Raw genomic sequence first — 13350 nt, 5'->3', positions numbered from 1 at the left:
CATGAAATGAAAAAATTAAAGATCGGAATTATTTGTTATCCGACAGTAGGCGGCTCAGGAGTTGTAGCAACTGAGCTCGGAAAACAGCTAGCGGAAAAAGGCCACGAAATTCATTTTATTACATCAGGTGTGCCATTTCGGCTGAATCGCCTCTATCCAAATATTTATTTTCACGAAATTGAAGTGAATCAATATGCTGTCTTTCAATATCCACCATACAGCTTAGCAGCAGCCAGTAAGATTGCTGAAGTCGTTAAGCGTGAAGGACTTGATATTCTGCATGCTCATTATGCTGTGCCGCATGCAATCTGTGCAATTCTAGCGAAGCAAATGACAGGAAACAAAGTTAAGATTGTAACAACTCTGCATGGTACAGATATTACGGTGCTTGGCTATGATTCCTCACTCCATGAAATTATTCGTTTTGGTATTGTTGAGTCTGATACGGTGACAGCTGTTTCTGACCACTTGGTTGAGCAAACACGTGAGCTTTTCAAGATCGATAAAGAGATAAAGACTGTTTACAACTTTGTAGATGAACGTGTTTATAACTTACATGTGGCAAAAGATTTGCGTAAGCAATATGGGATTCAAACGAATGAAAAAGTGCTTGTACATATTTCAAATTTTCGCCGTGTTAAGCGTGTGCAGGATGTCATTCATGTATTCGAAAAAGTGGCCAACGAGATGCCTGCTAAGCTGCTTCTTATTGGGGATGGCCCTGAATTTTCAGCTGTTTGTCGCCTCGTTCACGAAAAAGGACTTGAAGAGCAGGTGCTTTTTCTTGGAAAGCAGGAAAATGTCTCTGAACTACTGTCAATTAGTGATTTGAAGCTGTTGTTATCTGAGAAGGAAAGCTTTGGTCTTGTTTTATTAGAAGCGATGGCATGTGGTGTTCCATGTATCGGTACTAATATCGGCGGTATTCCAGAGGTGATTGAAGACGGAGAAACAGGCTTTATTTGCGAGCTGGGCAATGTTGAACAAATTGCAGAGAAAGCGATTCACCTGCTTACAGATGAAGAACTGCATCAACAAATGGCGGAAAGCGCGATAAAACGTGCTGCGAATGTTTTTCATTCAAGCCGAATTGTTGCAAATTATGAAGACGTCTATTATCAAACACTGCTGAACGAAGAGGGTTGATTGTAGTGCAGCAACTTTTTTTAAAGGCACGGCCGATTTTAGAGCATTTAATTACATCAGAATATGAAGCGTATTATGTCGGCGGTGCTGTTCGTGATGCGCTTCTAGAGCGGGCGATTGGTGATATCGATATCGCTACATCTGCTCCGCCTGAGAAGGTTGTGGAATTGTTCGAGAAGACAATTCCTGTTGGCATTGAGCACGGAACGGTAATGGTTGGAATGAACGGTGAGTACTATGAAGTCACCACCTACCGCCGTGAGGGAAAGTATGAAGATTATCGCCACCCTTCCGATGTGCAGTTTATTACTTCTCTTGAAGAAGACTTAAGCCGACGTGATTTTACGATTAATGCCATTGCTATGGATATTGATAGCAAACTAGCTGACCCGTTTGGCGGGCAAGTGGATCTACAAAAACGATTGCTTCAAACGGTGCGAAATCCATATGAACGGTTTGAAGAAGATCCACTACGGATTATGCGGGCGGTTCGTTTTATTAGTCAATTAGGGTTTGAGCTAGAAGAGAATACAAAGCAAGCAATGACTAAGCTTGCTCCATTGCTTAAGAAAATCGCTGTTGAACGGATAACAGTTGAGTTTGAGAAGCTGTTAGGTGGTCAGTATACAGAGCGTGCTTTTTTATTATTAATTGAAACAGACGTAACAGCTTATTTACCATATCTTGAAGAGCAAGCTGATAACTTAAGAAAATGTGGCTCATACCAATTCTCAAAGCTTGAAACGGCAGAAGAGCGGTGGGCATTGTTTCTCTATATTTTAAACCAAAATGATGTTCGCTCTTTCTTAAAAGAATGGAAGTGCTCGAACAAGCAAATGAATCGTGTTACTGCTTTGTTGAACGCTCTTAAGGAAAGTAATGCGAACGGCATTACACCGATGCTGGTCTATAAGCTTGGTAGTGAGCATATTACGAAATTTGCAAGGCTTCGCGCTGCTGCTAGGAATGAGAATGAAAAGGAGCTACAGGAGTTTGTGTCTAAGCAATACGAAGCCTTACCGATACAAACGCGAAAGCAGCTTGCGATAAATGGAAATAACTTAATGGAGTGGATGAACCAACAAGGTGGTCCATGGCTAAGTGACACACTTATAAAAGTTGAACGTGCGGTGATAAATGGTGAAGTGAAGAATGAGAAGAAAACAATAAGGGAGTGGCTGGACTCATGTCATCACCAATGAGGAAGAAATTATTGGAAGTATTTTCGGAATACGAAGGCGAATTTATTTCAGGCCAGAAGATGAGTGAATTACTTGGTTGTTCGCGCACAGCGGTTTGGAAACATATTGAAGAGCTGCGAAAGGACGGTTATGAGCTTGAGGCCGTCCAGCGCAAAGGTTACCGTATTATTGCTACTCCTGATAAAATTACTGAAAATGAAATACGGCTCGGATTGAAGACAGAGAAACTTGGGCAAAACATCCATTATGAAGAGAGTGTTGATTCGACTCAAAAAATCGCTCACGAGCTTGCTAATAGTGAAGCGTCAGAAGGAACGATTGTTGTGAGCGATGAGCAAACATTAGGACGTGGCCGTTTAGACAGAGAATGGTATTCTCCAAAGGGAACTGGTATTTGGACGAGTATTATTTTACGCCCGAACATTCCGATGCAGCAGGCACCTCAGCTTACGTTATTAACAGCCGTGAGTGTTGTACGTGGAATTAAGCGGGCAACTGGAATTGACTGTGAAATTAAATGGCCAAATGATATTTTAATTAACGGCAAGAAGATTGTCGGGATATTAACGGAAATGCAGGCAGATGCTGACCGCGTACGCTCGATCATCATTGGGGTGGGAATGAATATTAACCATCAGCTTGACCATTTTCCTGAAGAGCTTCAATCGATTGCGACATCACTTGCAATTGAAAAAGGCGAGCCGATTAATCGGGCAAAGGTGCTGCAAGCTGTGTTGAAAGAAATGGAAGAACTATATGTGGATTACCTTAACGAAGGGTTTGATGTCGTTAAAGTCCTATGGGAAGCACATGCTGTAACAATTGGTAAGCGTATTCGTGCGCGATTAATGAACGGTGTGATTGAAGGTATGGCGAAAGGGATTACAGATGACGGTGTCCTTTTGCTAGAAGGAAATGATGGTAAGCTGCACCATATTTATTCAGCAGATATAGAATTTCCTCCCACAACGTAAAAAAGTTTGTTATACTACAAGTGTTAGGTGGGCAGTATCTGCAAAGAACTGCACCAGATGTCCGTTTTAGTCGTTTTGATTTTCAAATTTGAAATTCTGCCTTGATCCACAAGGACTGGGACAGAGGGATGATTCAACCGATGATGTATGTGATCCTTCTTCTCAGCACTCGAGAAGAAGGTTTTTTTATACCGTTAGAGGGTGCATCGGTGCTCATCTCCTCGCCAAATTATGAGGAGGGGAAACGTATGAAACAACGAATGGATTTTTTGAAGATGAAGGAAGCTGGAGAGCCGATTACAATGCTTACAGCCTATGACTACCCGTCTGCAAAGCAGGCAGAAGAAGCAGGAGTTGACATCATTCTTGTCGGTGATTCGCTAGGGATGGTTGTACTTGGCTACGATTCAACAATTCCAGTGACAGTTGATGATATGATTCACCATACAAAAGCCGTTCGTCGCGGCGCACCGAATACATTTGTCGTAACAGATATGCCGTTCATGTCCTATCATGGTTCGATCGCCGATACGATGCATAACGCACGTCGCATTCTACAAGTAAGCGGTGCTCAAGCTGTGAAGGTTGAAGGCGCTGGCGATGTCATTCATACAATTGCTAGATTAACAGAAGCAGGTGTTCCTGTTGTTGCACACTTAGGCTTAACTCCACAGTCCGTTGGTGTATTAGGTGGTTACCGTGTTCAAGGTAAGGATGCCGATAGCGCACGAAAATTGATTGAAGATGCGAAAAAAGTCGAACAAGCCGGCGCAGTAGCACTTGTGCTTGAATGTGTACCACAACAGCTTGCAGCACAATTGCAAGCGATGCTTCGTATACCATTAATCGGTATCGGTGCTGGGAATGGAGTAGATGGTCAAGTGCTTGTATACCATGACGTACTTGGTTACGGTTCTGTCCATGTTCCGAAATTCGTTAAACAATATGCAAATGTTAATGATGTAATGGTTGACAGTCTACAGCAGTATGTATCTGAAGTGAAAGAACGTTCTTTCCCTGAGGAAAAGCATTCGTTTAATATGAAAGAAACAGAATTGCAAAATTTATATGGAGGCCGTACTGAATGAAAGTCATTCAATCAATCCAGGAAATGCAGCAGCAAATGAAGCTTCTTAAAAAACAAAACAATGAAATTGGGTTTGTGCCAACAATGGGGTACTTGCATGACGGTCACTTAACACTTGTGGAACAAGCACGTCGGGATAATGACATTGTTGTGATGAGCATTTTTGTAAATCCATTGCAATTTGGGCCAAATGAAGATTTTGAACGTTATCCACGTGACTTTGAACGAGATGAAAGACTTGCTGAAGAAAAAGGCATCGATATTTTATTTTATCCTCATGTTAATGATATGTATCCGACTGAGCTCTCAGTCAGTATGTCGGTTGAAAAGCGGACAAACGTGCTATGTGGCAGCTCACGTCCAGGTCATTTTGACGGGGTTGTAACTGTCTTAGCAAAGCTGTTTAACATTGTCATGTGCGACCGTGCTTATTTTGGTATGAAGGATGCACAGCAAGTTGCGGTCGTGGACGGGCTTGTTCAAGATTACAACATTCCTGTTGAACTTGTTCCGGTTGAAATTGTTCGAGAGCTTGACGGCTTAGCTAAAAGCTCACGTAACGTTTATTTAAATGAGACTGAACGACAAGAAGCTCCGCGCCTTTATGAAAGCTTGCAATTAGCGGTGCAAAAGGTTCTTGATGGTGAGCGAAATGTAGAGCAATTACAAGCTTTTATTCGAGAGCATATCACGACGTATACAAGCGGAGAAATTGACTATGTTGAAATCTTAAGCTACCCAGAGCTAAAAGAGTTGACAGACCTTAAGGGGCAGTTTATTATTGCTCTTGCCGTGAAGTTTGAAAAAGCGCGGTTAATCGACAATATTACAATGACGATTTAAATCCTTGAACGTTAGATCATATATTCGTGTTTTGACAACATGGGAGGGTGTAAGAGAAATGTTTCGTACATTTATGAATGCGAAAATTCATCGCGCACGTGTAACAGAGGCGAACTTAAATTATGTGGGCAGTGTAACGATTGATGAAGATCTTCTCGATCAAGCAGGCATTGCGCCTAATGAAAAAGTTGCTATCGTCAATAACAACAACGGAGCGCGCCTTGAAACGTATGTAATTGCTGGGGAACGCGGAAGTGGCGTCCTTTGCCTTAACGGCGCTGCAGCTCGTTTAGTGCATGAAGGTGACATCGTTATTGTCATTTCATATGCACTTGTACCACAAGAAAAAATTCATGAGCATAAGCCAAAAGTGCTTATCATGAATGAAGAAGATAATACGATTAAAGAAATTATCAACGCAGAGCCAGAAGCAACCGTGCTATAATCAGCATTGGAGAGTAAAAAATCTGGCTCACTATTTACAAGCCCCCGTGAGTACAGTCGGGGGCTTTTGTATGTTTTACAGAAAAGATATAATAGAGCCATTGAACAGCGCATTAGAGGTGTTAGAAATGGACCATCGCTTTGTAATAATTGATATAGAAACAACCGGAAACCAACCAAAAAAGGGCGACCGCATTATTCAAGTAGGTGCAGTTGTTGTTGAAGGTGGTTTGATTGTTGACCGCTTTTCAAGCTTTGTCAGCTCAAATGCAAAGCTTACTCCCTTTATTCAAGAGTTAACGGGTATTACAGAAGACATGCTTATCGACGCACCAGCGTTTGATGAAATTGCCCCAACATTGCTGTCTATGCTGGAAAATGCCTATTTTGTTGCCCATAACGTACCGTTTGACTTGTCTTTCTTGCAAGAAGAATTTGAAAACAGTGGCTATAGAAAATTTGTTGGGCCGTGCATTGACACGGTTGAGCTTGCACGCTTGCTGTATCCTTCTGTTGATGGGTATAAACTTTCACAGCTAGCGGAGTATTTTGAGGTCACCCATAATAACCCGCATCGAGCGGACAGTGATGCTGAAGTGACAGCAGAGATTTTATTGAAGCTGTTAACGAAGCTTGAGCATTTACCACTTACTGTTTTGCAGCGGCTAGAGCGGCTTGCTCCTCATTTTCATAGTGACCTGGAACATTATTTGAAGGAAACTGTTCAAGAAAAGATTACCACCCTGCAAACGGGAGAAGAGTCATTTGACATATACCGAGGCCTTGCTTTACGAAAGGTCGAGGAGAAGCCTTCAAGTAATCATGAAATCTCAACCGAGACGTTCAGTTCGTTTCAACCACAGCTCACTACCCGCATGCGGGAAATCATGAGTCAATATGAAGAGCGTCCAGGGCAAAGTGAAATGATGAAGGTTGTCGATGAGGCTTTCTCCTCTCACCAGCATCTACTTGTTGAAGCAGGAACAGGAACAGGTAAGTCGCTTGGCTATCTATTGCCGGCTGTTTTTTATGCAGTTGAGAATGAACGGCCAGTCGTTGTAAGCACACATACAATTCAGCTTCAAGAACAGCTGTTAGAACGGGATATTCCATTGCTAGAGAAGATCCTTCCGTTTTCATTTAATGGCGTGTTATTAAAGGGACGGAACCATTATCTTTGCTTACGAAAGTTTGAGCATGCGTTATCTGACCTTTATAACGATAATTACGATACGATCCTTGCTAAAGCCCAGATGCTCATTTGGCTGACAGAAACAGAACATGGTGATGTCGAAGAGTTGAATTTGCCTTCAGGAGGGCAAATGCTGTGGAGTAAAGTGAAAAGTGATGCAGGTTCCTGCTTAAATCGCGCCTGCCCATTTTATTCACGCTGTTTTTACCATCGTAAACGCCGTGCTGCCCAAGAAGCAGATATTGTCGTCACCAACCATGCTTTGTTGTTTACAGATTTAACGAATGAAACAGGCGTATTACCTGCCTATGATGAAGTTGTGATTGATGAATCACATCATATGGAAGAAACGGCAAGTGAGCATTTTGGTGAGCAGCTTGATTATTTTGCAGTCAACTTAACGATGAACCGCCTTGGCATGAGGGAAGAACACGAATTGACGTCTAAAATGTTTGGACTTGCAGAGTTCATTGATATAGATGAAACAGTATTTATACACCTTGAACAAATGGAAGAGCGTATAACAGCAGTAAAAGCAGAAGCAGATGACTTGTTCCGAATGCTTCAAGTATATGCAAAAGAAAATGCTGACAATTCACGATCAGATATTGGACGAATCAGCTATCGTTACGACGTCGGGCTGGAAAGTGGTCCACTTTGGGACAGTATTTTAGAAACAGCGGACCGTCTGAAGTTCCAATTTCGTGATTTAAGTCGAACAATGCAGAAGGTTTCCAAATTCTTTGATGATAAGAAAGAGCATTTAACCCCGCTGCAACGAGGCATTTTAATTGATTATAATGGCGTGAAAAATCAGCTCGATACGATGAAAATGCAAGTTGAGTGCTTGTTGCTTGAAAAGCGTGAAAATGATGTGACGTGGATAGAGGCCGATGCAAATGGTGCCTTAAATGCAACATATTTGTATAGTCAGCCTGTTGAAGTAAGTGACTTATTAGCGGATGAATTTTTCGCCAAAAAGAAAAGCACTGTGCTTACATCAGCTACACTTGCTGTTAATCAGTCTTTTTCATTTATTGAAAAGCGTCTAGGCTTAAAAGATTTTCAGCCGTTAACAGCGATGATTGAGTCGCCGTTTTCGTATCGTGAACAAGTACGGCTCATGATTCCTAGTGATACGCCAAATATTAAGTACGTGTCAAATGAGGAATATACCGAACATTTAGCAGAGCAAATTTCAGAGCTTGCAGAAATTACAGAGGGAAGAATGCTCGTTTTGTTTACGTCGTATGACATGCTGAAAACCGTCTATAAGCTTGTTAAAAAGCATTCATCTCCAGAAGCCTTCAATTTAATTGCACAAGGTGTAAGCGGAGGGAGCCGGACGAAATTAACGAAACGGTTCAAACAAGGGGAGCGTTCTGTTTTGTTTGGAACGAGTAGCTTTTGGGAAGGTGTTGATATCCCAGGTGAAGCATTGAGCTGCCTCGTTATCGTTCGATTGCCATTTTCACCACCAAACAGTCCGGTCATGAGTGCGCGTAGTGAACGGCTGAAAGCTCAGGGTAAAAGTCCATTTATGGAATTATCACTGCCGCAAGCAATTATTCGTTTTAAGCAAGGGTTTGGCCGCTTAGTACGGACGCAAACAGACAGAGGAGCTGTGTTTGTGTTTGACAGACGTATTACCACGACAAGGTATGGCAAGAAGTTTATTCAATCATTGCCTGCTGTACCAGTGCGTGAAGCTCCTTCCCAAACTTTGTATGATGAACTTTCAAGGTGGCTGTGATTAGTATCGAAGCTTACGTGTCAAACTAACCCTATTACACGAATAGGGGAATGCGGTATGAAAAAGGTATTTCTCATCATCATTTGTTTCCTGATGCTTCCGTTTATAGCTGGAGCTGAGGAAGAGACCGTCATTGAAAAAGTTGATCTGAATTTAAAGGAAAATGAAATTGTTGTGACGTTTCTCGACCTTTCGAGTGGTGAAGCGATTTTAGTGCAAACAGGCAAAGGCGAAACCATCCTTATTAATACAGGTGGACCACATACAGGCGAGGAGCTACTTGACCGACTTGAAATGTTTAACGTACTAAAATTTGACGCCGTAATCTTAACGAATGTAGACAGAGAGTATGCAGCAAATGTTGATTGGCTACAAAAGAGTTATATGATTGAAAGGCTGGTTGTTCCGCAAGTTTTCAAGCAACAATGGATAAATGATTTTGCCGTCCAACATGACAACACAGAGTATTGGACAATCAACTCAGTGGAGAAAGTATTACCGCATATGGTAATGCGGGTTGTTGATATGCAGGCTACTGGCGGAATGAGCCTTTATTTTTCGTACGGAAAGCATGATTTTCTCTTAATGGGGAAAGCCGATAAAGCAGGAGAAGAAGCATTATTAAAGCGCGCCCCTTTAAATGCAGAAATCCTTAAAGTAGCGGAATTTGCAAAAGAAGGCGGTACATCGCAAGATTTCTTGGAAAAAACCGATCCACATGTTGCAGTCATTTTTCATGAACGGAAGAAAATGCCGAGCTCTGCAGTGTTAGAACGTTTAAATGAAACGTGGATCGACATCTATGAAACACGGCAGTTTGGCAATGTTTCATTCCGCTGTGATGCTGAAAATTATGAAGTTGTCACAATTGAAAGCGAAGAAAATAATTGAAACGCGTCGCCATTTAGGTGACGCGTTTTTTTCAACATAAAAAAAGCACGTCGATGAACGTGCGTAAATGTGTTGGTGCGGCCTGGAATAAATGTTATTGGCATGCATTTATCAGAAATTTTGGTACGTTACTGTAGTAAATCACGTTTCATACTTTCACTTTTGATTGAACCTGTTATAATAAGAAAAGGATCTGATTTGGTATTGCTTTACGGTTAGTATGAACGGTTATAGCATTCGCATGTGTAACAAATACTGTGTACGCTGGGAGGATTACAAGATGGAGGACAAAATTGAAGTTTTATCAACCGTCCGCCTTAAGCATTCAGAAGATATGTACAAAATTGTTGATTCATTAAATCGCACTTTAAAGGAAAAAGATTTAATGTTTGGTCTAGCACTTGATGAAGAAGACCAAGATACGGCAGTTTTTACAATATACCGCACGTAAGGTGATTACATGAGAAAATGGTGGTGGCTGCTTCTTATTATTCCGATCATTTTGGTCTGGCAGGCTGCAGCACTTTATCAAGATACGCTTTCAAGTGAAAAAGACTTGCAAGCAAAGGCCATTGCAAAAGCTAAACAAGCAGTGGATGATTTGACGGTTACAGATGTGGAACATTATTATGGCAATCAACCTTATCAAGTTGTATACGGCACTTCAAATAAAGAAAGCATCTATGTGTGGGTGCCGATGAATAAAAAAGGCAAAGTCATAACGAAAAAAGCAAGTGAAGGTTGGACGAAAAAGCGTGTAAAGGAACACGTTATGAATGAGCGTGAACCTTTAAACATAATAGATATCCGCTTAGGAATGGAAAGCGGAACACCGCTTTGGGAAGTGACATATCGTGATCAACAGCAGCGTTATACATATTACTACCTTGATTTTCAAAGCGGGGAACTTCTTAAACGTTACAGTTTAAAAACAAAAGGACTTAAGGAGGAACAATAATGGAATTGGCAAAACGAGTTTCAGCGTTAACTCCTTCATCAACATTAGCAATTACAGCAAAAGCAAAAGCGCTGAAAGCAGAAGGACATGATGTAATTGGTTTAGGGGCAGGGGAGCCTGATTTTAACACACCACAGCACATTATCGATGCAGCAACAAAGTCGATGAACGAAGGACATACTAAATACACACCAGCTGGCGGCTTACCTCAATTAAAAGAAGCAATTATTGAAAAATTCAAACGCGACCAAGGACTTACATACAAACCATCTGAAATTATTGTTGGCACAGGAGCAAAGCATGCGCTTTACACATTGTTTCAAGTGCTTGTTAACCCAGGTGATGAAGTTATTATTCCAACGCCTTACTGGGTCAGCTATCCTGAGCAAGTGAAGCTTGCAGAAGGTACACCTGTTTATGTCGACGCAGCTGAAGAAAATGATTTCAAGCTGACGCCTGAACAATTAAAATCAGTTATTACAGACAAAACAGTAGCTGTCATCATTAATTCACCGAGCAATCCAACAGGAACGCTTTATTCGAAGGAAGAACTTGAAGCGCTTGGAAAAGTAGCTCTTGAAAACAATATCCTTATTGTTTCTGATGAAATTTATGAGCACCTTGTCTATGGAGACAATGAGCATGTTTCCATTGCACAGCTGTCACCTGAATTAAAAGAAAATACGATTATCATCAATGGTGTATCGAAATCTCATTCAATGACAGGCTGGCGTATTGGTTATGCAGCAGGTAATGAGCAAATCATTAAAGCGATGACTAACCTGGCAAGTCATTCAACGTCAAACCCGACTTCAATGGCTCAATACGGCGCAATTGCGGCGTATGAAGGGTCACAAGAGCCTGTAGAAGAAATGCGTGTTGCATTTGAAGATCGTTTGAATAAAGTGTATGAGAAGCTTGTACAAATTCCTGGTTTCTCATGCGTTAAGCCTAAGGGTGCCTTCTACTTGTTCCCAAATGCAAGTGAAGCTGCTAAGAAAACAGGCTTTGACAGTGTCGACGATTGGGTTAAAGCTATTCTAGAAGAAGAAAAAGTAGCGCTAGTCCCAGGCTCAGGCTTTGGTGCTCCTGAAAATGTACGTCTTTCATATGCGACGTCGCTTGACCAGCTTGAAGGCGCATTAGAGCGTATTGAGCGTTTTATGAATAACCATATGTAATGTTTTAAATAAAGGCGTTCTGCATGTCGGCAGGGCGTCTTTATTTGATCCTTAGCACACTGCTTCCCCATCTATTTTTCACTGCTATATGGGCGGTGTTTGCAACCGGACAGTCGAAATAGCTTTCTTATTTGGACTTTCCTTTTAAAATCTTGATTTTTCTTCTATAATAAATGTATAATTGCGTCGCATGTTATTTTTTGACGAAATTAGAGATGAATTCGATTGTTGGAGGGAAAGTACGTGAAAACGACAATTTCTGAAGTACATAAATATGCAGGAAAAGAGGTCACGATTGGAGCTTGGCTTGCAAATAAGCGCTCAAGCGGTAAGATAGCCTTCTTGCAGCTTCGTGACGGGACGGGCTTTATTCAAGGCGTCATGGTAAAAGAAGAAGTAGATGAAGAGATGTTCAAAGTTGCGAAAGGGCTTACACAAGAATCTTCCCTTTATGTAACAGGTATTGTACGCGAAGATGAGCGCTCACCATTTGGTTATGAGTTAGGTGTAACAAATGTTGAAGTAATTCATGAAGCAGTTGATTATCCGATTACTCCGAAAAAGCACGGTACAGAGTTTTTAATGGATCATCGTCACTTATGGATCCGTCATAAGCGTCAACATGCCGTCATGAAAATCCGAAATGAAATTATTCGTGCGACATATGAATTCTTCAATGACAATGGTTTCGTTAAAGTTGATCCACCGATCTTAACTGGGACATCAGCAGAAGGAACGACGGAATTGTTCCATACGAAGTATTTCGATGAAGATGCATACCTTTCACAAAGTGGTCAGCTTTATATGGAAGCAGCCGCAATGGCGCTTGGAAAAGTCTTTTCATTTGGCCCAACTTTCCGTGCAGAAAAATCAAAAACACGCCGTCATTTAATCGAATTTTGGATGATTGAACCAGAAATGGCTTTTATCGAACACGCTGAAAGTCTTGAAATCCAAGAACAATATGTCAGCTATGTTGTTCAATCTGTGTTGAAAAACTGTGCACTCGAATTAAATGCACTTGGTCGTGATACATCCAAGCTTGAAAATGTAAAGGCACCTTTCCCGCGTATTACGTATGATGATGCGATCACGCTTCTTCATGAGAAAGGTTTCGATGATATCGAATGGGGAGAAGATTTCGGTGCACCGCATGAAACAGCAATTGCGGAAAGCTTTGATAAACCTGTATTTATTACGCATTACCCAGCAAAGATCAAAGCATTCTATATGCAGCCTGACCCCAACCGTCCAGAAGTAGCTTTGTGTGCAGACTTAATTGCTCCAGAAGGTTACGGTGAAATTATTGGTGGCTCTGAGCGAATCCATGACCTTGATTTAATGCAAAAGCGCTATGAAGACCACGGCTTAGCTGGCGGAGATGCATATAAATGGTATTTAGAGCTTCGTCAATATGGTTCAGTCCCACATTCCGGCTTTGGCTTAGGTCTGGAGCGGACAGTCGCATGGATTGCAGGTGTGGAGCATGTTCGTGAAACGATTCCATTCCCTCGTCTATTGAACCGTTTATATCCTTAAGGAGAAATGTCCCGGTATCCGGGGCTTTTCTTTTGTAGAAGCAATCGTCCTTGGTGCTTTTTGCTTTTCTAATTATGAGCAATCGATGTGTCATGACGATGGAAGCTCATGTTATAATGCTTGTTAGAGGTGTTGTAGAG

The 13350-nt window shown here is 41.6% G+C and carries 12 protein-coding genes; all 12 read left to right on the top strand.

The features are described 5' to 3' along the window. Nucleotides 1-6: 6 nt before the first annotated feature. The 12 genes from bshA to asnS all read left to right on the top strand — a co-directional run bounded on the left by bshA (nt 7) and on the right by asnS (nt 13210). Nucleotides 7-1146 carry an N-acetyl-alpha-D-glucosaminyl L-malate synthase BshA gene (gene bshA / locus LC040_09350; protein WLR53071.1) on the top strand — a complete coding sequence of 380 codons (1140 nt, stop codon included), beginning with the start codon at nt 7-9 and terminating at the stop codon, nt 1144-1146. A gap of 5 nt (nt 1147-1151) precedes the next feature. Then, complete coding sequence (locus LC040_09345; GenBank protein ID WLR53070.1) at nt 1152-2348, top strand: CCA tRNA nucleotidyltransferase; 1197 nt, start codon at nt 1152-1154, stop codon at nt 2346-2348. Then, nucleotides 2333-3322: a biotin--[acetyl-CoA-carboxylase] ligase gene (locus tag LC040_09340; protein ID WLR53069.1), complete on the top strand. Its 990-nt coding sequence runs from the start codon at nt 2333-2335 to the stop codon at nt 3320-3322. The genes LC040_09345 and LC040_09340 overlap by 16 nt, the downstream gene beginning before the upstream one ends. Nucleotides 3323-3570: 248 nt before the next feature. After that, nucleotides 3571-4410 carry a 3-methyl-2-oxobutanoate hydroxymethyltransferase gene (gene panB, locus LC040_09335; GenBank protein ID WLR53068.1) on the top strand — a complete coding sequence of 280 codons (840 nt, stop codon included), beginning with the start codon at nt 3571-3573 and terminating at the stop codon, nt 4408-4410. Further along, nucleotides 4407-5252 carry a pantoate--beta-alanine ligase gene (gene panC, locus LC040_09330; protein WLR53067.1) on the top strand — a complete coding sequence of 282 codons (846 nt, stop codon included), beginning with the start codon at nt 4407-4409 and terminating at the stop codon, nt 5250-5252. The genes panB and panC overlap by 4 nt, the downstream gene beginning before the upstream one ends. Nucleotides 5253-5310: 58 nt before the next feature. Beyond that, a complete protein-coding gene (locus tag LC040_09325; protein ID WLR53066.1) occupies nt 5311-5697 on the top strand; it encodes an aspartate 1-decarboxylase in 387 nt (128 codons plus the stop codon). 70 nt (nt 5698-5767) lie between these two features. Continuing rightward, on the top strand, nt 5768-8641 hold the full coding sequence (gene dinG / locus LC040_09320; protein WLR53065.1) for an ATP-dependent DNA helicase DinG: 2874 nt from the start codon (nt 5768-5770) through the stop codon (nt 8639-8641). Between the two features lie 57 nt (nt 8642-8698). Continuing rightward, entirely contained in the window at nt 8699-9532 is an 834-nt protein-coding gene (locus LC040_09315) for a hypothetical protein (protein WLR53064.1), read from the top strand. Nucleotides 9533-9812: 280 nt separating this feature from the next. Further along, nucleotides 9813-9983, top strand: coding sequence for a YpmA family protein (locus LC040_09310; protein WLR53063.1), 171 nt, complete (start codon nt 9813-9815; stop codon nt 9981-9983). A gap of 9 nt (nt 9984-9992) precedes the next feature. Continuing rightward, complete coding sequence (locus LC040_09305; protein WLR53062.1) at nt 9993-10490, top strand: DUF5590 domain-containing protein; 498 nt, start codon at nt 9993-9995, stop codon at nt 10488-10490. Next, nucleotides 10490-11671 (top strand): pyridoxal phosphate-dependent aminotransferase, encoded by a 1182-nt coding sequence (locus LC040_09300; GenBank protein ID WLR53061.1) that lies wholly within the window; start codon nt 10490-10492, stop codon nt 11669-11671. Before LC040_09305 ends, LC040_09300 begins: the two co-directional genes overlap by 1 nt. Nucleotides 11672-11914: 243 nt before the next feature. Continuing rightward, a complete protein-coding gene (gene asnS, locus LC040_09295) occupies nt 11915-13210 on the top strand; it encodes an asparagine--tRNA ligase (protein WLR53060.1) in 1296 nt (431 codons plus the stop codon). The last annotated feature ends 140 nt before the right edge of the window (nt 13211-13350 follow it).

The sequence above is a fragment of the Bacillus tianshenii genome (assembly GCA_020524525.2).
In the GTDB taxonomy this organism is placed as follows: domain Bacteria; phylum Bacillota; class Bacilli; order Bacillales; family Bacillaceae_N; genus Bacillus_AV.
This window is presented reverse-complemented; position numbering and strand designations above follow the sequence as displayed.